Below are 19,738 nucleotides of genomic sequence, written 5' to 3' on the forward strand. Positions count from 1 at the left end.
GTTATCCACAGCGTGATCTCCGCCGTTTGTGCGCAAGTCACTGAATGTTGGCGGTTTTTTGATCAACTCAAGCAAAGCCACGGCCGACGTGGGCTGGCGATCAGTCTCTACAGGTTATCCACAGGCAGGCTCACCTTTAAACTGGATAACCTGACTCCGCTCAAACGTCTGTGCGTAACACCAGTTCCACCATCAAATCATCGGCCAGGGTTTCCAGGCGCGATTGCAGCACATCCAGTGACAGCGTCAACGGCACCGCGAGAATCGCTTCGGCGTGGAACAACGGCTCGCTGCTCATCGGTGCCGGGCGCACTTCGGTTATCAGCCGTTCGAGGTTGACGCCCTGCTCGCTCAGCAGCCGAGTGATGTCGCGAACAATTCCCGGACGATCATTGCCCACCAACTCCATGGCGATCGGTTTCCAGGTGCAGGATTGCTCGATCCCGCTCTCAGCGATCAACACACGAATGCCGTGAGCCGACAGCGCTTGTAGGGAATCGACTAATTCGTCGTAAGCCTCCGCCGGTACGCCCACTCGAAGAATCCCGGCGAACTGCCCGGCCATCCGCGACATGCGGCTTTCCAGCCAGTTACCGCCATGTTCGGCGATGCATTGGGCGATGCGCTCGACCTGCCCGGGCTTGTCCGGAGCGAAGACGGTGAGTACGAGATGGTCCATGGCGCAGCCCTCTTGTCATGACTTTTGTTATCGAAGGGCAAGTATAGGCAAGCCCCGGAATTGAGCAGCAATGCTCCAAGTGAGCGCATACCTGTGGCGAGGGGATTTATCCCCGATGGGTGGCGAAGCCGCCCCCCGCTTTCTGGCAGATACACCGTGCAGGCAGGTTTCACGACTGCTGCGCAGCCGATCGGGGTGGTGCGGCATTCCGATGAATCCCCTCACCACAAAAGCGGGTACACCCGGACTGTCCCTTAGCAGCCCCACAGCATTTATGTGTACAACTTTTTATATTTAGCTGGAACAATCCAATGGTTTTTTGAGAACATCCCGTTCCGCGCTGTGACCGCAATGCGTCATGTGGTCGCAGAACGACGTAATTAGTCTGATTTTCACAAGCGCAACTCATCATGTAGTATGCCTCGGCACGCACTACATAACGCTGAATCGATGTCTGCCCAAGGCATGTTCGCAACCCTGAAAGCCCCGTCATCAAGGCCCCAAGCCGTTGATTGGTCCCAGCCCAGCCGCCAGCAATGGCATGTACTGGTCGGAAGGTTTGTGGTTTAAATGGCCAGAGGCTTCATTGTCAAATTGAAGAGCTGAAAAGCGAAATAGCTGAGCAGAGTGAGGCAAGCAATGACTGAACACGTTCAAGTCGGTGGCCTGCAGGTCGCCAAAGTCCTGTTCGACTTCGTGAACAACGAAGCCATTCCCGGTACCGGCCTCACCGCCGAAAAATTCTGGGAAGGTGCCGACAAGGTCATTCACGACCTGGCACCGAAGAACAAAGCCCTACTCGCCAAACGCGATGACTTCCAGGCCCGTATCGACGGCTGGCACCAGTCCCGTGCCGGTCAGTCACACGACGCCGTGGCCTACAAAGCCTTCCTGCAAGAAATCGGTTATCTGCTGCCAGAAGCGGCCGATTTCCAGGCAACGACGCAAAACGTCGATGACGAAATCGCCCGTACCGCCGGCCCGCAACTTGTTGTACCGGTGATGAACGCTCGCTTTGCCCTCAACGCCTCGAACGCCCGCTGGGGTTCGTTGTACGACGCCCTCTACGGCACCGACGCGATCAGCGAAGAAGGTGGCGCGGAGAAAGGCAAAGGCTACAACAAGGTGCGCGGCGATAAAGTCATCGCCTTCGCCCGCGCTTTCCTCGACGAAGCCGCGCCACTGGCCGCCGGCTCCCACGTCGACTCCACCGGCTACAAAATTGCTGACGGCAAACTGATTGTCACCCTCAAGGGCGGCAGCAACAGCGGCTTGCGCGACGACGCTCAGTTGATCGGTTTCCAGGGCGACGCCAACGCGCCAATCGCAGTCCTGCTGAAACACAACGGTCTGCATTTCGAAATCCAGATCGACGCCAGCACCCCGGTCGGCCAGACCGACGCAGCCGGCGTCAAAGACGTCCTGATGGAAGCGGCGCTGACCACCATCATGGACTGCGAAGACTCCGTCGCCGCCGTCGATGCCGACGACAAGGTGGTGATCTACCGTAACTGGCTCGGCCTGATGAAGGGCGATCTGTCGGAAGAAGTTGCCAAGGGCGGCAAGACCTTCACCCGCACCATGAACCCGGATCGCAGCTACACCACAGTCGATGGCGGTGAAGTGACGCTGCATGGTCGCTCGCTGTTGTTCGTGCGCAACGTCGGTCACCTGATGACCATCGACGCGATCCTCGACAGCCAAGGCAACGAAGTGCCGGAAGGCATCCTCGACGGTCTGATCACTTGCCTCGCGGCCATGCACAACCTCAACGGCAACACCTCGCGCAAGAACACCCGCACCGGTTCCGTCTACATCGTTAAACCGAAGATGCACGGCCCGGAAGAAGCGGCGTTCACCAACGAGTTGTTCGGCCGCATCGAAGACGTGCTGGGCCTGAAACGCAACACGCTGAAAGTCGGGATCATGGACGAGGAGCGCCGCACCACGGTCAACCTCAAGGCCTGCATCAAGGCAGCCAGCGAGCGCGTGGTATTCATCAACACCGGTTTCCTCGACCGTACTGGCGACGAAATCCACACCTCCATGGAAGCCGGCCCGATGGTGCGCAAAGCCGACATGAAGGCCGAGAAGTGGATCGGCGCCTACGAGAACTGGAACGTCGATATCGGTCTGAGCACCGGCCTGCAAGGTCGTGCGCAAATCGGTAAAGGCATGTGGGCGATGCCCGACCTGATGGCCGCGATGCTCGAACAGAAAATCGCCCATCCACTGGCCGGTGCCAACACCGCTTGGGTTCCATCGCCGACCGCCGCCGCGCTGCACGCGTTGCACTACCACAAGGTTGACGTGTTCGCCCGTCAGGCCGAACTGGCCAAACGTGCCCGCGCTTCGGTGGACGACATCCTGACCATCCCGCTGGCAGTCAATCCGAACTGGACGCCGGAGCAGATCAAGAACGAACTGGACAACAACGCCCAGGGCATTCTTGGTTACGTGGTGCGCTGGATCGACCAGGGCGTGGGTTGCTCGAAAGTGCCGGACATCAATGACGTCGGCCTGATGGAAGACCGCGCAACGCTGCGTATCTCCAGCCAGCACATCGCCAACTGGCTGCGCCACGGCATCGTGACTGAAGCGCAAGTGATGGAAAGCCTCAAGCGCATGGCGCCGGTGGTGGATCGTCAGAACGCCAACGACGCGCTGTACCGCCCGCTGGCACCGAACTTCGACAGCAACATCGCCTTCCAGGCGGCGGTCGAACTGGTGATCGAAGGCACCAAACAGCCGAACGGTTACACCGAGCCGGTGCTGCACCGTCGTCGTCGCGAGTTCAAGGCTGCCAACGGCCTGTAAATTTGCGTAGATGCCGGACATGAAAAAGCCCTGATCGAGAGATCAGGGCTTTTTTGTTTGTGCGGTGTGGGGGATTTGTGGAGGACTTTAGATCGATCCCCCTCACCCCAGCCCTCTCCCCCATTGGGGGCGAGGGGGAAAGGGAGCCGATCTTTGTGCTTTTCATAACCGGAGTTCGACTGAGGAATTTCAGGTCGGTGTACCTTGCACATCCACCGCGGTCAGTCCCCTCTCCTTCTGGGAGAGGGCTAGGGTGAGGGGCTAGTAGACTCAATACCCAATTCGTGTTTGACCAGACCGAGCAACTTGCCCGTATCAATCGGCTTGAGCAGAAAATCCACCACGCTCAGGTGCATCGCCGCAATGGCGTCTTTTACATCGGCATCGCCGGAAACGATGATGATCGGCAGCGCCGCCCTTACCGATTCACGCACCTGACGAATCAGATCCAGGCCATCGACATTGCCCATGCGCAGATCAGTGATCACCAGCCCGATCGAGGGTTTCTCGGCCAACATCTTCAGTGCGGTTTCACCGCTGGCTGCGGTCATGCAGCGAATGCCGTCGAGCGCCAGAATCTCCGAGAGCAGCTCCCGGGCATCCTTGTCGTCATCGACGATCAGGACTCGCTGCGGAGGCAGATCAGGTTCGAGCATCACAGCGCTGAGTGCTTCGCGCTCGGCGTCGCTCAAAATATCGTGGTCGGGCATGGCGTTCTCTACGTTTTCAAATCAATCACCTGGCACAGTCGTCAGACATCGCCAGGCAGAGCTTCAATGTGCACTTCGTCGGATTTTTTTCCAATAGCCGAGCGGTCGAATTTCCGACTGTTTTTGTAGGGTTCTTCCCAAATGTGCTCAACGGCATGGCAAACCTAGACTTACGTCCAATGGGCACCCCGGCCAGAGGGGTCGACCATGGCTGCAACGATCCGACAACAACAATTCGAAAAAGACTGCGGTAATGGTTATGAGTAAAGCGGACGCCTTCACCCAGGCAGGGAAAACCGCGGTGTTGCAGAACATTCAGGGCACTCTGCAATTCCTCCAGCGCTTCCCGCCCTTCAATCAGATGGAACACGCCCACCTCGCCTATCTGGTGGAGCAATGTCAGCTGCGCTTCTACGGCCAGGGCGAGAGCATCATCAAACCCGCCGATGGCCCGGTTGAACACTTCTATATCGTCAAACAGGGCCGCGTTGTCGGCGAGCGTCCGCACACGGCCAAGGGTGGCACCGAAACCACGTTTGAAATCACCACCGGCGAATGCTTTCCCCTCGCCGCGTTGCTGGGTGAGCGAGCGACCCGCACCGAGCATCTGGCCGGGGAAGATACCTTCTGCCTGCAACTGAACAAACCGGCGTTCATCAAACTGTTCGCCCTGTCCAACATCTTTCGCGATTTTGCCTTGCGCGGGGTCAGCAGCCTGCTCGATCAGGTCAACCAGCAAGTCCAGCAAAAAGCCGTGGAAACCCTCGGCACCCAGTATTCGCTGAATACCCGCCTCGGTGAGCTCGCGATGCGGCATCCGGTGACGTGCAGCCCTGAAACGCCGCTGCGTGAAGCGGTGAAATTGATGCACGAGCAGCAGGTCGGCAGCATCGTCGCGGTGGATGAGCACAAGGCGCCGCTGGGGATTTTCACCCTGCGAGATCTGCGCCATGTGGTGGCCGAAGGGGTGGACGATTTCAGCGAAGCCATTGAACGCCACATGACCCGTGCGCCCTTCTATCTTTCGCCGGATCACAGCGCCTTCGACGCGGCGATTGCCATGACCGAACGGCACATCGCCCACGTTTGTCTGGTCAAGGATCAGCGCCTGTGCGGCGTGGTGTCCGAGCGTGATCTGTTTTCCTTGCAGCGGGTCGATCTGGTGCATCTGGCCCGCACGATTCGCAGCGCCCAGCGCGTCGAACAACTGGTAACCCTGCGCGGCGAGATCGGCCAACTGGTCGAACGCATGCTCGCCCACGGCGCGTCGTCGACGCAGATCACCCACATCATCACCCTGCTCAACGATCACACCGTGTGCCGGGTGATCGAACTGACCCTCGCCGAAAAAGGCGACCCCGGCGTGCCGTTCAGTTGGCTGTGTTTCGGCAGCGAAGGCCGGCGCGAGCAAACGCTGCACACCGATCAAGACAACGGCATTCTGTTCGACGCCCGCGATGCCGCGCACGCGGCGGAGATTCGCGGCAAGCTGCTGCCCATCGCGCAGCAGATCAACCAGAGCCTGGCGCAGTGCGGCTTCACCCTGTGCAAGGGCAACATCATGGCCGGCAACCCGGAGCTGTGTTTGTCCCGGGCGGAGTGGGCGCGGCGCTTTGCGGCGTTTATTCGCGAGGCAACGCCGGAGAACCTGCTGGGCTCGAGCATCTATTTCGATCTGCGGGTGGTCTGGGGTGATGAACAGGGCTGCGCACAACTGCGCCGAGGAATTCTCGATCAGGTCGGCGACAACCGTTTGTTCCAGCGCATGATGGCCGACAACGCCTTGCGCAATCGCCCGCCGGTCGGGCGTTTCCGCGAGTTCGTGCTGGCGCGCAAGAACGGTGAAAAAGCCACACTGGATCTGAAAGTCCAGGGCCTGACGCCGTTCGTGGATGGCGCGCGCCTGCTCGCGCTGGCCAACGGCATCGACAGCAACAACACCCTTGAACGCTTCCGCCAACTGGTGGAAAAAGAAGTCATCGAGCGACTGGACGGCGCCGCGTATGAAGAGGCGTACCACTTCATTCAGCAAACCCGCATGCAGCAACATCAACTCCAGACCCGGGAGAATCTGCCGTACTCCAATCGTGTCGATCCCGACAGCCTCAATCATCTCGACCGACGCATCCTGCGCGAATCCCTGCGTCAGGCTCAGCGCCTGCAAAGCAGCCTGAGCCTGCGGTATCAGCTATGAGCCTGTTCTCGTGGTTGCGTCCGGCAAGTCCAGTGGTGCCGGCAGACCTGCAACAGCGTCTGAAGAAGCTGCCGGCGATCGCTGAGCTGGGCGAATGCAGCCTGCGTGAACAGCGCTGGGTGGTGCTGGATCTGGAAACCACCGGGCTGAACCTGAACAAGGATCGCGTGCTTTCGATTGGCGCGGTGGTGATCGAGGACGGCGCTATCGATTTCAGCCAGCAGTTCGAACGCACGCTGCAATGTCGTGAATTGAAGCTCAGCCCCAGCGTGTTGATTCATGGGCTGGGGCCGAATGCGATTGCCGCTGGCAGCGAACCTGCCGAGGCGTTGCTGGAGTTCATGGAGTTTGTCGGTGACAGCCCGGTGCTGGCGTTTCATGCGCCGTTCGATCAGCACATGCTTGGGCGGGCGCTGAAGGAGCACCTGGGGTACAAGTTGCAGCAGACGTTTCTGGATGTCGCGGATATTGCACCGCTGGTGTGCCCGCAGGCGAACATTCGCGAGGCCGGGCTGGATGAGTGGATCGACTGGTTCAAGCTTGAAGTGTTCGAGCGGCACAACGCGAGTGCCGATGCGCTGGCGACGGCGGAGCTGGCGTTGATCCTGTTCAGTCGGGCGCGGGGGCAGCAGATTCATAGCCCGCTGAATTTGCAGCAGCGGTTGAGTCAATGGAAGCGCAGGCAACAAACCCACTCTTTCTAACCCCCGTAGGAGCTGCGTCCCTCCCACCCGACCAGTGGCCAATTGCTAACCATTCCCACCTCTGCCAGAATCGCGAACAATTCTCGTTGGTTAACATTTCCCAATCGGTGCGTCTGGTGTCGTCAGTCCCAAGCCCTCACAGTGAGCTCGTCGGTGCGATGTATCGCGACCATCGCGGTTGGCTGCTGGCGTGGCTGCGGCGCAATGTGGCGTGTCCGCAACGTGCCGAAGACCTGAGTCAGGACACCTTCGTGCGTCTGCTCGGTCGCGATGAACTGCCATCGCCGCGCGAGCCCCGGGCTTTCCTGGTGGCGATCGCCAAGGGTCTGCTGTTCGATTACTTCCGCCGTGCCGCGCTGGAACAGGCCTACCTCACCGAACTGATGCTGATTCCCGAAGGCGAACAGCCATCGGTGGAAGAACAGCAACTGATCCTCGAAGACCTCAAAGCCATCGACCGTATGCTCGGCAAACTGTCGACCAAGGCCCGCGCCGCTTTCCTTTATAACCGCCTCGACGGCCTCAGCCATGCCGAGATCGCCGAGAAGCTCGGCGTGTCAGTACCGCGTGTGCGCCAGTATCTGGCGCAAGGGATTCGTCAGTGCTACATCGCCCTGTACGGTGAGCCGACATGAGCCCGGCCAGTTCCAGACCGGTGCCGGCGCATGTGCTGGACGCGGCGATTGCCTGGCAGCTGACGCTCGATTCGAGCAGCCCGCTGGAGCGCGAGGAATTCGCCAAATGGCACGCGGCCCATGAAGAACATGCCCGGGCGTGGCGCCAGTTGGGCATGCTCGATCAGCGTTTCAGCGTGGCCAAAGGGCCAGCCCGCAGTGCCTTGCTGCAATCACGCGAGGGCATTCGTCGTCGAGTGCGCAAGCTGGGCAGCGGATTGGCCAGTGTGGTGGCGGTGGTGGGGCTGGCGCTTTTTGCGGGCGATCGTTATCTGCCGCTGGATTACTGGCTGGCGGATCAGCGTACTGCGACTGGCGAACAGCGCACCGTGCGCCTGGCCGACGGCACCGTGCTCAATCTCAACACCCACAGCGCTGTGGATGTGCGCTTCGATGACAAGCAACGCCTGATTGTTTTGCAGGAAGGCGAAATCCTCGTCGAAACCGGCCACGGTGACGCGAGGCCATTCATTGTGGAAACACGCGAGGGCAGCATGCGTGCATTGGGCACGCGATTCCTGGTCAAGCGCGAAGAAGAAGGGACGCGCCTGAGCGTGTTGCAGTCGGCAGTCGCTGCGCATACGCGATCGAACCCTGAAGAACAGATCCTGCGTGAAGGCCAACAAGTGCTGCTGCGCCATGACGGACTGGACGCCATTGTCGCGCTCAACCCTGGCGCCGATGCGTGGACGCGCGGGATGCTGGTGGTCGATAACGCGCGACTGGGGGATCTGGTGCACGAGTTGGGGCGTTATCGACGCGGACATTTGGGCGTGGCACCGGAAGTAGCTGACTTGCGCATTACCGGCAGCTTCCCGTTGCACGACACCGATAAAGCCTTGAGCGCCCTGCTGCCGACCCTGCCGGTGCAGATCGAACAGCACACGCCATTTTGGGTCACCGTGGCGAAGGCTGATACCAAACCTGATTAATGTGGTGCCTGAGCTTTAGCTTTCGCGAGCAGGCTCGCTCCCACATTGGGATGCGTTACCCCTGTGGGAGCGAGTCTGCTCGCGAAGACGTCATCTGCCACAACTCGATTTTCAGTTAATCGAAATTATTTTCATCCAGCCCTATCACTTTTCCGATCTCGTCCGGCACACAGGCAATTGAGAAATGTTTCCATTCAGGAGCCGCCGTATGTCCCGTTCGCTAGACACCTTGTTGCGCCCCAGTCTGTTGGCTGTCGCCATCGCTCTGGGCGCCCCGCTGATCAGCAGCCCGTTGTTCGCCGCTGAACAAGCGTCCAGCGTGCGAGCCTACAACCTGCCGGCCGCGCCTCTGTCCACCACGTTGAACCAGATCGCCAGCCAGGGTGGCCTCGCGCTGTCGCTGAATCCGTCGCTGGCGGCAGGCAAGACCTCGGCCCCGGTGAACGGCCAGTACGACGCCACTGGCGCATTGCGTGCAGCGTTGCAAGGCACTGGCCTGCAACTGGAACAAAGCAGCACCGGCACTTACACCTTGGTCGCTGTGCCTGAGGGTGTGATGGCGCTGCCGGAAACATCGGTGATCGGTGTGGAAAATCTGGAAACCGCCTGGAGCCCTGTCGAGGGCTACACCGCCACGCGCACCGCCGCCGGCACCAAGACCGACACCGCGCTGGTCGAAGCACCGCGCTCGATCTCCATCGCCACCCGCCAGCAAATGGACGACCGTGGCGTGCACAGCCTCGATGACGCCGTGCGCTACATGCCAGGCATCACCGCCAGCAGCTACGGCAGCGACACCCGCGCGGACTGGCTGCGCGTGCGCGGCTTCGAACCGACCCAGTTCCTCGACGGTCTGCCGCTGCCAAAAGGCGTGTACGCCAACCCGAAACAGGAAACCTGGAACCTCGACCGCCTCGCCCTGCTCCGTGGCCCGGCCTCGTCGGTGTACGGCCAGACCCCGCCGGGCGGCCTGCTGGATATGGTCAGCCGCCGTCCAAGTGACATCGCCAGCAGCGAAATTCAGCTGCAATACGGCAGCGACAACCATCGCCAGATCAACTTCGCCAGCACCGGCAAGATCGACGACGCCGGCCAGTTTCTCTATGGCATCAGCGGCGTCGTACGTGACAGCGGTACGCAGGTCGACCACGTTGACAACAAGCGCTACAACATCGCGCCGAGCCTGACCTGGAACATCGACGACGACACCAAATTCACCCTGTTGAGCCAGTTCACCCGCGACGATACCGGCATCACCAGCCAGTTCCTGCCGATTCAGGGCACCAAGATCAAGTCGCCGCTGGGAGACATTTCCCATCACAAGAATCTGGGTGACCCGGATTGGGAATACTACGACCGCACTTACTACGCGCTGGGCTACGCGTTCGAACATCGCTTGAACGATACGTGGCAGTTCAAGCAGAACCTGCGTTACACCAAGTCGGATCTGTCGTTCCAGGCACTGACCGTTGGCTCGTACCCGTTCACCGAAGTGGATGATCAGGGCAACGTCGGCCGTACCAGCACCAGCGTCGACGAAGACATCAGCCAGTTCGCCGTGGACAACAACTTCCAGGCCGATTTCGCCACTGGCGATATCCGCCACACCTTGCTGCTGGGTCTGGATCACCAGCGCAGCAACACCAACTACACCTCTATATTTGGTGATGGTCTTCAAACCAACGTGATCAACCCGATCTACGGCCAGCCGATCGTGCGTCCGGCGCGCTCCACAGCGTTTTACGACTACAACCAGAAGACCTACCAGACCGGCCTCTACGTCCAAGATCAAATGGCCCTCGACCAATGGCGCCTGACCCTCGGCGGCCGTGAAGACTGGGTTCACACCAGCACGCGATTCATCAACAAAGCAGACGCCACCAACACCCAACGCGACAAGAAATTCAGCGGCAACGCGGCACTCAGCTATGTGTTCGATTCAGGCTTCGTGCCGTACCTGTCGTACGCCGAATCCTTCCAGCCGACCACGGGCGCCGACGCTACCTCCACCGGTTCGCTCAAGCCAACCGAAGGCAAGCAATGGGAGCTGGGCATCAAGTACCAGCCGCCGGGCAGCAAGACGCTGTTGAGCGCGGCCGTGTATGACCTCACCCAGAAAAACGTCTCGGTCAACACCTTCGTCGACGGCGTGTCGATCACCAGCCAGACCGGCGAAGTGAAAGTCAAAGGCCTGGAGCTGGAAGCGGTCTCGGACGTTACCGATAACCTGAAAGTCATCGCCGCCTACACCCTGGCCAAATCCGAAGTGCAGAACGGCACCGACAAGGGCAATCGCCTGCAACTGATGCCCAACCAGCAAGCGTCGTTGTGGACCGATTACACCTGGCACACCGGCGTACTCGATGGCTTCGGCATCGGTGCCGGCGTGCGTTACACCGGCAACACTTACGGCGACAAGGCCAACACCTGGCTGGGCAAGGCGGACGCCTACACCGTGTTCGACGCGAGCGTGCATTACGACCTCGGCCGTCTGGACAACAGCCTCAAGGGCGCGTCGCTGGCACTCAACGCGACCAACCTGTTCGACAAGGAATACATTTCCACCTGCGACAGCTTCTACTGCTACTACGGCGACACGCGCAGTGTCGTCGCCAGCGCCACTTATAAGTGGTAAGCGATTGAGCTGAAACAGGTCATGTCACCCGGCCGTCCTTCGTGGACGGCTTTGGTGTTTTTGAAGGTCATGAAATGAAAAGTAAAACAATCCGCCGCTGGTCGTTCATCCACACCTGGACCAGCCTGATCTGCACCGTGTTTTTGCTGATGCTGGCCTTGACCGGCCTGCCGTTGATTTTCAGCCATGAAATCGACCACCTGCTCGGCGATGCTCCGGTAGTACGCGAGATGCCGGCCGACACGCCGCGCCTGAATCTGGCGCAACTGGTCGAGGCTGCGGAAAAACATCGCCCGGATGACGTCGTGCAGTACTTCGGCTTCGACGACGATGAGCCGAACGCCGTGCTGACGATCATGGCGAAAACCGCCGGCACCGAGCCCAATTCTTCGCACACCTTCATGCTCGATGCGCGCACCGGCGAAGCGCTGGAAACGCCCTCGGCGAACGGCGGTTTGATGCTGTTCATCCTGCGCCTGCACGTCGACATGTTCGCCGGGTTGCCGGGCAAGTTGCTGCTGGCGTTCATGGGGCTGTTATTTGTCGTGGCGATAGTTTCCGGGACGGTGCTGTACCTGCCGTTCATGCGTCGTTTGAAATTCGGCACCGTGCGCCAGGACAAATCCACCCGCCTGCGCTGGCTCGACCTGCATAACCTGATCGGCGTCGTCACGCTGACGTGGGCGTTGGTTGTCGGTGTGACCGGTGTGATCAGCGCCTGCGCCGACTTGCTGATCGCTGCATGGCGCAACGACTCGCTCAATACCTTGATCGCGCCCTATCGCGATGCGCCACCGCTGACCCATCTGGCCCCGGCCACCCGCTTGCTCGACATTGCCGGCGAAGTCGCGCCGGGCATGAAGCCGGATTTCATCGCCTTCCCCGGCACGCGCTTTTCCAGCGAGCACCATTACTCGGTGTTCATGAAGGGCGGCACGCATTTGACCTCTCACCTGCTGACGCCGGTATTGATCGACGCCACGACCCTGCAAGTCACCGCCGTGGCGGAACGACCGTGGTACATGGACGCCATGGGCATGTCCCAGCCGTTGCACTTCGGTGACTACGGCGGCATGCCGATGAAGATTCTCTGGGCCGCCCTCGATGTACTGACAATCATCGTGCTCGGCAGCGGCGTGTATCTGTGGGTAGTACGGCGCAGAGCGGCCAAGCCCGTGCTGGAAACGACGGAGGCCTCTGCATGAAGCCGCGTCAGTCGAATTTCTGGAAGGTGTTCAGCACGCCGCTGGTGATCGCGCTACTCAGTGCGGCAGGGTTGTTTGCGGCGTTGCTGGGGGATGGGGTTTGGGATGCGCTGAGTTGGATCGGCTTGGGTGTGCCGGCATTTCTGGCCATAAGAGGTCTATTGCTGCGAAGCTGAAAAACCCTGTAGGAGTGAGCCTGCTCGCGATGGCTGCGGGTCAGTCAACATAGGTATTAAATGTCATTACGCTATCGCGATCAGGCTCACTCCTACATTTGGTTCGGCGCAAGGCTTGAGCTCGTGCACTGACAGGCTATGCTGCCCCATCACTGTCCTGATCGAGACCCTGCCAATGTCCGTCCCCAGCATGACCCTGTTCCACAACACGCTCTCCCCGTTCGTACGCAAAGTGATGGTGTTTCTGCACGAGACCGGCCAGCAGGATCGCGTCGCGTTGCAAGACTGTGTGCTCAGCCCGGTCAGCCCCAGTGCCGAGCTCAACGCCGACAACCCGCTGGGCAAGATCCCGGCCCTGCGCTTGGCCGACGGCGATGTCATCCATGACAGCCGCGTGATCCTCGATTACCTCGACCACCAACACGTCGGCAACCCGCTGATCCCTCGCGACGGTTCGGCCCGCTGGCGGCGTCTGACCCTGGCCTCGATGGCCGACGGAATCATGGATGCCTCGGTGATGGTGCGTTACGAGCAGGTGCTGCGTGCACCGGAAAAACACTGGGACGAATGGCTCGAAGCCCAGCGCGACAAGATCCGTCGCGCCTTGGCCGTTTTGGAAAGTGAAGCGATTGCCGAGCTGACCAGCCATTTCGATGTAGCGGCGATCAGCGTGGCGTGTGCACTTGGCTACCTCGATCTGCGCTTCCCGGACCTGGGCTGGCGCGAGGCCAATCCGCAACTCGCCAACTGGTTCTTCGAAGTGAGCCAGCGACCGTCCATGATCGCGACCATGCCCAAGCCTTAAAACGGCGGCGCCTGTTCCGGCCTCTTCGCGAGCAGGCTCGCTCCTACAAGTGATTTGTGTTCATGCACAGTGTGGGAGTGAGCCTGCTCGCGATGGCACCACCTCGGTTCCGGCGGCAGTGACGCAAAGATCAGCGTCACCAACACCGCAGCCTCCCGCTGATCCTCACGCAACCCGCTCATTGCACCGCCCCGATATCAAACTCCAGCGGCTTCTGCGGCTTCTGCCCGATCCCGTACCAATCGAGTTTACGCGTCAGCACCATAAACACACCGAGCAAGCCGAACAGCAGCAGTGAACCCATGAGCAGCGCGTAATCCTCGGCACTCAACAAGCCATAGAGCAGGCCATACAACGCCGCCAACCCCGCCGAAAAACTCAAGCCATGACGCACGCTGTGCAGCACGTGGCAGACATAGAACCCGATCAGCAACACACAACCACTGGCCGACAACAGATACGCCAGGGCAAACCCGATGTGTTCCGACAGCGACAGCAGCAACAGGTAAAAGAACGCCAGCGCCACCCCCACCAACGCATATTGCACCGGGTGCACCGCCAGACTCTTGAGCACTTCGAAGAGGAAGAAACCGGCGAACGTCAGGACGATAAACAACAGCGCATATTTGATCGCCCGGTCACTCTTCAGATATTGATCCACCGGGTCGATGAAGCTCACGCCGAAGCTACGGGCATTGAAGCCATCGCAATCATTGCTGCTGACACAGCGGCTCATGGCGTCTTGCAGGTTGGTGGAGAAGAACGTGGTCTGCCAGTCGGCGCTGAAACCGGCGTCGTTGATTTCCCGTTTGGCCGGCAGGAAGTTGCCGATGAAGCTTGGGTGCGGCCAGTTGGCGGTCAGGCTGACGCTGCTGCTCTTGCCCACCGGCAGCACCTGCAATGAACCGGTGCCTTGCAGACGCAGGTCGAAACCGAACGCCAGTTCGTTGGTTTTGCTGGTGTCGAGCTGCGGCAGCGTCACTCGCACACCCTCGCCGAGCCAGCCGACTTGAGTCCCGGGAACGAAGTCCAGGCGCTGGCCGTCGAGTTCCAGTTTCAAGGCATTTTCGATGCCGCGAATGTCGCTGATGCCGACCGCGAGAAACGGCGCATCGAACTGGTAATCGGTGAAGTCTTCCTTGATGCCCAATTGCGCTGGCAGCGAAAAACTGCCGTTGATGCGGTTCTCGGCATGGAACAGCCGCGCTTCGTAAATGCCCCGGGCGCGCAGTTCGGTCTGTACCTGGCCATCGAGTTCGAACCGTTCCGGCAGAAAGTACAAACGCCCGCGTTCTTCGCTCGGCTCGTCATAGCGCTTGTTGGTTTTGTCGTTGAGCTTCCAGTTGTGAATCACTTTGCGGTACGGCACCACCATCACCGGGCCGCTGATCTGCTGGCTGTAACTGGAGCTGCGGGCAATGTCTTGCAGCACGCCGTCGCGCAGTTGCTGGCGCTCGTCGATGACCCCGTCGATCATCAGCAGTGGTATCAGCAACAGCAGGATCAACAGGGCAATGGCCCCGAGCTTTATGGTCAGATTCTTGTTCATGGGACTCTCCCTGTTTTGATGGGCAGAGTCTGGATGGGCTGTATGGGGAATTTGTGGGGGGAATGTGGAGATTGTGTGGAGACTTCACTGACCCTATCGCGAGCAGGCTCACTCCCACATTGGAATGCGCCACCTGTGGGAGCGAGCCTGCTCGCGAAGGCAGCGACTCGGTCTCAAGGCAAGCGCAATGTCACTTCAACGCCATTTTCAACATTGCGAATACTCATCGACCCACCATGCAACTTGACCACTTCCTCGACGAAGTTGAGTCCCAGTCCGGTACTTTTGCGTCCACTGTCCGGGCGCGGCAATGAGTAGAAGCGTTCAGTCAAACGCGGCAAAGCGTAGTCAGGAATCGCCGCCGTCTCATTGAACAAACGAAATTCGATTTGCTCGCCAACCCGCTCGGCACTGAACCGCAGCAACCCCTCGACCGGGGTGAAATCCAGCGCATTCTCCAGCAGATTACCCAGCGCCTGACGCAGCAAAAATGGCTCGCCGATCAGCAGCAGACTCGCCGAGATCGCCTGTTCAATGCGCAGCTGCTTGCCTTCGATTCGCGCCGCCTGCCCCTGCAACAACTCATCGACCAACACCGCCAGCGGCACGGCCACTCGTTCCTCAAGACCCTGGCGCTGCTCAACCTGCGCCAGATTCAGCAAGCGCTCGATCAACTGCTGCATCCGCGCACTTTCGCTGTCGATATTGCCGACAAAACGCAGGCGCTGAACCGGCGGCATTTCACCTTGCAGCAACTCCGCCGCACCGCGAATCGCCGCCAGCGGACTTTTCAATTCATGGGTCAGCGTGTGCACATAGCGTTCAACGTAGGCCTTGCCTTCCAGTTGCGTACGCATCTGCTCGACCGCCGTGGCCAGTTGTTCCAGCTCACCGCCGCGATAGTGCGGCACTTCCACTCGCCGGCCTTCACTGACGGCCTGGGCATAACCGGTCAAGCGATGCAGTGCGCGGCTCAGCCACCATGACAGCAAGGCGCCGAACAACAAACCGAGACCGATCAGGCCAGCACCGTAAAACAGCAAGCGCCGTTCGGTGCGATCAACGTAAGGCTGCAACGAGCTGTTGGGTTTGGCCACGGTCACTACGCCAATGATCTGGCCGTTGTCGCGGATCGGCGCACCGACGTGCATCACCGACGAGCTCGGGTCATCCGGATCGCTGCGGCTGGAACGCGCACCGTATTCGCCGCGCAAAGTCAGGTAGACGTCATTCCAGCGCGAATAATCTTGCCCCACCGCCACACCGCTGGAATCCAGCACCACCCGGCCCTTGGCGTCGGTGACATAGATGCGATGGTTGACCTGATTCTTCGGCAGCCCCCAGATCGTCGCTTGCGGCTGGCGTTCGCCGTAGGCGCGCAGCAACTCGGGCCAGCGATTCTCGCTGAGGGTGCCGGCCTTGAAATCGTCGCGCAGGATTTCCGCCAGCAGGTTGGCGGTGTCGACGAGGGTTTCTTCGGTGGACTGACGCACACCGGGACGGATTTCCTCCATCACCGTGTTGAGCACGAAATAACCGGTCAGGCCGACAAACAGCACATACACCAGGAAAATCCGCAGCCCCAACGACATCAGCTGTGCCCCGGGCTGTAGCTGTAACCGAGGCCGCGATGGGTCTGGATCGGCTCGGCTTCGGCACGCACCAGACGCAGCTTGGCGCGCACGCTTTTGATGTGGCTGTCGATGCTGCGCTCGTAACCGGCGTCAGCAGCAACGCCTAACGCGTCGAGCAATTGCTCGCGACTGAAGACCCGCTCCGGTTGGTCGAGCAGGCATTGCAGCAGGCGGAATTCGTGACGGGTCAGGCTCAGAGGCTGACCGCGATAAGCAATCTGCACGCGCTCGGGATCGATGCGAAACAACGCCGAGGACACCTCAACCGTGGGCCGTGGCGCCATGCGCTTGAGAATCGCGCGAACCCGCGCCGCCACTTCCCGTGGGCTGAACGGCTTGACCACGTAGTCGTCGGCACCGATTTCAAGCCCCACGACACGGTCGATCTCGGCGTCCCGCGCACTGAGGAACAGCACCGGCACTTCACTGAAGCGGCGCAGCTGTTTGCAGGTTTCGAAACCGCTGATGTCCGGCAGGCCGATGTCGAGAATGATCAGATCGGCCGGGGTCTGGCGCTGATGTTCCAGCGCCGCCGCGCCGAGGCTCACCCAAGTGGTGGTGAACCCCTCGCCCTGCAAGGCAAAAATCAGCGTATCGGCAATCGCCGCTTCGTCTTCGACAATCAGGATATGAGGCATGGCGTCCGAGCCCGTGGGTTAAGTGCGCGAACGGTGCCCCAAGCCTGACGTTACGTCAATGAGACCACTTGGCTTAACAGTCCGGTTTGTCGGCGGTGAAGCGCCGTGCTGGGTTCACTGCTGCGCCAAACTCGCGCAAGGCCTTGGCACCGATCAGCAGCGGATAGTTGAAGTTGCTGCGGTCGGTCAGGTTGACCTCCACGGTGCGCTTGACGTTGCCCAGGCACAGCTCCAGATCGACCACCGGGCGCTTGGCGACTTCGGTGGCTTCGCGATCTTCGTCTTCTTCATCGGAGCGGCTCTTGATCTTGCTGATGCGCGCAACCTTGTGTTCGTAGACCTTGTTGCTGGCGTCCTTGGTGCCGAGACGGAAGCGCACCCAGTCGTCGCCATCGCGGGTGAAAGTCTCGATGTCCTTGGCCGACAGCGACGCGGTCAGCGCGCCGGTGTCCATTTTGGCCTTGAGCACTTCACCGCCTATTTCCGGCAGCGCGATGTATTCGTAACGCCCGTACAGGGTCGGCTCGGCGGCCATGACTGGCAGGGCGACGAGGGCAAACAGTGCAAGGAGGGATTTCACGTAAGGGGCTTCCTTGAAAAATGAGGGCGGCAGACGTGGGATTTTAGACCTTGTTCCACCCGATCGTTCCCACGCTCTGCGTGAGCATGCATCCAGTGACGCTCTGCGTCACTGGGACGCGGAGCGTCCCGGACGGCGTTCCCACGCAGAGCGTGGGAACGATCATCCAACCCGCAGCATAGCGGTACAAAAGTGAAACATTCGTCAGTGCAAATTTGGCCTGTCGCCCGAAGCCACTTATCATGGCGCGTCCATCCGCTTTCATAGAGTTGCTTATGCGCCGCCTGCTCACCGGCTGTTTCGTCACCCTGCTGCTGTTGCTCAACACCCTGATCCTGATCGGGCCGTTGATGATCTTTGCCCTGCTCAAACTGGTAGCGCCCGGGCGCTGGCGTGATTACGCGTCGGGGGCGGTAATGTGGATTGCCGAGACCTGGGCAGAAATCGACAAGCTGATTTTTCGCCTGTGCATTCCTACTCAATGGGACATTCGTGGCGGCGAAAACCTGCGCGGCGACACCTCTTATCTGGTGGTCAGCAACCATCAGTCGTGGGTCGACATTCCGGCGCTGATCCAGACCCTCAACCGGCGCACGCCGTTCTTCAAGTTCTTCCTCAAGAAAGAACTGATCTGGGTGCCGTTTCTGGGCCTGGCCTGGTGGGCCCTGGATTACCCGTTCATGAAGCGCTACACCAAGGCGTTTCTGGCGAAGAACCCGGAACTGGCGGGCAAGGATCTGGAGATCACCAAACAGGCATGCGAGCTGTTCAAGCGTCAGCCCGTGACCGTGGTGAATTATCTGGAGGGCACCCGATACACCGCTGCGAAAAGCGCGCAGCAACAGTCACCGTTCAGCCACTTGCTCAAGCCCAAGGCTGGCGGCGTGGCGTTTGTATTGGCGGCGATGGGTGAACAACTGGATGCGATCCTCGACGTCACCGTGGTTTATCCACAGGCGACGATTCCAGGATTCTGGGATTTGATCAGCGGCAACGTGCCGCGAGTGATCATCGACATCAAGACCCGCGAACTCGACCCGGCGCTGTGGCAGGGCGATTACGAAAACGATCCGGTGTTTCGCCAGAAGGTCCAGAACTGGGTCAACCAGCTCTGGACCGAGAAAGATCAGCGCATCGCTGAACTGAAGAACGGGCGCGGCTGAATCAGCTACCGGTGCCAGTGCCCCAGATGCCGCCCAGACTGCTCAGCAGCGAGCCGCCAACGCCTTGCTGACCGAGGTATTGCAGAATCACCGGGGCAAACTGGCCGATCATGCCGCTGTCCATGCCCAAGGCGCTGAACGCATTGTTCAGGTCATTGGTGTCCTTGACGTTGCCCAAGGCATTTTCCAGCCCGGCCGACTTGCCCGACGAGCCGAGCAAACCGCTCAGCGCAGCCAGATTGCCACCGCCGCCGGAGAGTTTATCGATGCCCGGCACTTCCTTGGCCAATTGCGAATAGTCGGTGCTGCTCAGCTGGTTCTTCGCCAGCCCCAGCATCGCACTGGTGCCGCCCACGGCTTGCTGCGGGGTAACGTTCAGCGCACTCAGAGCGCTCAACAAACCAGCGGTTTCCGAAGTCGGTGCCGCAGCGGCAGCCTTGTCGCCGCCCTGCATGCTCGAAGCTGCCTTGGTCACATCGTCCAGGCTGAAACCGGCGAACACCGGGCCGGCCGCCAGGGTCATGAGTGATGCCAAAGCAAAACCGCGTGAAATCTTCATTCAGACATCCTCTTGCGCTGTGGAAACCACCCGTCAAATGGGCGGTAAAGCTGCCGGTTTGACCGGGTATCCGCCGGCATGTTC

The 19,738-nt window shown here is 60.2% G+C and carries 17 protein-coding genes; 10 read left to right on the plus strand and 7 right to left on the minus strand.

Annotated features, from left to right (window positions below):
- Nucleotides 1–160: 160 nt before the first annotated feature.
- A complete protein-coding gene (locus ACA074_RS25565; protein WP_187680780.1) occupies nt 161–679 on the minus strand; it encodes a glycine cleavage system transcriptional repressor in 519 nt (172 codons plus the stop codon).
- A 639-nt stretch (nt 680–1,318) separates the two neighbouring features.
- On the opposite strand from ACA074_RS25565, the gene ACA074_RS25570 reads away from it, so the two are divergent.
- Entirely contained in the window at nt 1,319–3,496 is a 2,178-nt protein-coding gene (locus ACA074_RS25570) for a malate synthase G (protein ID WP_401268164.1), read from the plus strand.
- Between the two features lie 248 nt (nt 3,497–3,744).
- Here ACA074_RS25570 and ACA074_RS25575 read toward each other — a convergent pair whose 3' ends face one another.
- Complete coding sequence (locus ACA074_RS25575) at nt 3,745–4,206, minus strand: response regulator (RefSeq protein ID WP_401268167.1); 462 nt, start codon at nt 4,204–4,206, stop codon at nt 3,745–3,747.
- Nucleotides 4,207–4,459: 253 nt separating this feature from the next.
- Here ACA074_RS25575 and ACA074_RS25580 point away from each other — a divergent pair, with 253 nt between their 5' ends.
- The 8 genes from ACA074_RS25580 to ACA074_RS25615 all read left to right on the plus strand — a co-directional run bounded on the left by ACA074_RS25580 (nt 4,460) and on the right by ACA074_RS25615 (nt 13,531).
- The gene (locus ACA074_RS25580; protein WP_497678003.1) at nt 4,460–6,400 is read left to right on the plus strand and encodes a DUF294 nucleotidyltransferase-like domain-containing protein; all 1,941 of its coding nucleotides are present in this window, start codon (nt 4,460–4,462) and stop codon (nt 6,398–6,400) included.
- The gene (locus ACA074_RS25585; RefSeq protein WP_497678004.1) at nt 6,397–7,104 is read left to right on the plus strand and encodes a 3'-5' exonuclease; all 708 of its coding nucleotides are present in this window, start codon (nt 6,397–6,399) and stop codon (nt 7,102–7,104) included. Before ACA074_RS25580 ends, ACA074_RS25585 begins: the two co-directional genes overlap by 4 nt.
- Before the next feature lie 158 nt (nt 7,105–7,262).
- Nucleotides 7,263–7,739 (plus strand): RNA polymerase sigma factor, encoded by a 477-nt coding sequence (locus ACA074_RS25590; protein WP_497678005.1) that lies wholly within the window; start codon nt 7,263–7,265, stop codon nt 7,737–7,739.
- The gene (locus tag ACA074_RS25595) at nt 7,736–8,710 is read left to right on the plus strand and encodes a FecR domain-containing protein (protein ID WP_497678006.1); all 975 of its coding nucleotides are present in this window, start codon (nt 7,736–7,738) and stop codon (nt 8,708–8,710) included. Before ACA074_RS25590 ends, ACA074_RS25595 begins: the two co-directional genes overlap by 4 nt.
- 208 nt (nt 8,711–8,918) lie before the next feature.
- Complete coding sequence (locus ACA074_RS25600; protein WP_497678007.1) at nt 8,919–11,345, plus strand: TonB-dependent siderophore receptor; 2,427 nt, start codon at nt 8,919–8,921, stop codon at nt 11,343–11,345.
- Between the two features lie 74 nt (nt 11,346–11,419).
- A complete protein-coding gene (locus tag ACA074_RS25605; protein WP_401268179.1) occupies nt 11,420–12,550 on the plus strand; it encodes a PepSY-associated TM helix domain-containing protein in 1,131 nt (376 codons plus the stop codon).
- On the plus strand, nt 12,547–12,726 hold the full coding sequence (locus ACA074_RS25610; RefSeq protein ID WP_401268181.1) for a hypothetical protein: 180 nt from the start codon (nt 12,547–12,549) through the stop codon (nt 12,724–12,726). The genes ACA074_RS25605 and ACA074_RS25610 overlap by 4 nt, the downstream gene beginning before the upstream one ends.
- Nucleotides 12,727–12,901: 175 nt before the next feature.
- Complete coding sequence (locus ACA074_RS25615) at nt 12,902–13,531, plus strand: glutathione S-transferase (RefSeq protein WP_497678008.1); 630 nt, start codon at nt 12,902–12,904, stop codon at nt 13,529–13,531.
- A gap of 178 nt (nt 13,532–13,709) precedes the next feature.
- On the opposite strand, the gene creD is transcribed toward ACA074_RS25615, so the two are convergent.
- The 4 genes from creD to rloA2 all read right to left on the minus strand — a co-directional run bounded on the left by creD (nt 13,710) and on the right by rloA2 (nt 17,932).
- Complete coding sequence (gene creD, locus ACA074_RS25620; RefSeq protein WP_489879369.1) at nt 13,710–15,080, minus strand: cell envelope integrity protein CreD; 1,371 nt, start codon at nt 15,078–15,080, stop codon at nt 13,710–13,712.
- Nucleotides 15,081–15,253: 173 nt separating this feature from the next.
- A complete protein-coding gene (creC, locus tag ACA074_RS25625) occupies nt 15,254–16,672 on the minus strand; it encodes a two-component system sensor histidine kinase CreC (RefSeq protein WP_187680768.1) in 1,419 nt (472 codons plus the stop codon).
- Nucleotides 16,672–17,352, minus strand: a complete 681-nt coding sequence (creB, locus tag ACA074_RS25630; protein WP_401268192.1) for a two-component system response regulator CreB — start codon at nt 17,350–17,352, stop codon at nt 16,672–16,674. Before creB ends, creC begins: the two co-directional genes overlap by 1 nt.
- A gap of 73 nt (nt 17,353–17,425) precedes the next feature.
- Complete coding sequence (gene rloA2, locus ACA074_RS25635) at nt 17,426–17,932, minus strand: retropepsin-like aspartic peptidase RloA2 (protein ID WP_187680766.1); 507 nt, start codon at nt 17,930–17,932, stop codon at nt 17,426–17,428.
- Between the two features lie 275 nt (nt 17,933–18,207).
- Between rloA2 and yihG the strand changes: the two genes are divergently transcribed.
- Nucleotides 18,208–19,095 carry a 1-acylglycerol-3-phosphate O-acyltransferase, YihG family gene (yihG, locus tag ACA074_RS25640; protein ID WP_401268195.1) on the plus strand — a complete coding sequence of 296 codons (888 nt, stop codon included), beginning with the start codon at nt 18,208–18,210 and terminating at the stop codon, nt 19,093–19,095.
- A 1-nt stretch (nt 19,096) separates the two neighbouring features.
- On the opposite strand, the gene ACA074_RS25645 is transcribed toward yihG, so the two are convergent.
- Nucleotides 19,097–19,654, minus strand: a complete 558-nt coding sequence (locus tag ACA074_RS25645) for a DUF2780 domain-containing protein (RefSeq protein WP_497615492.1) — start codon at nt 19,652–19,654, stop codon at nt 19,097–19,099.
- Nucleotides 19,655–19,738 lie beyond the last annotated feature (84 nt).

This window comes from Pseudomonas sp. LBUM1655, assembly GCF_059716085.1.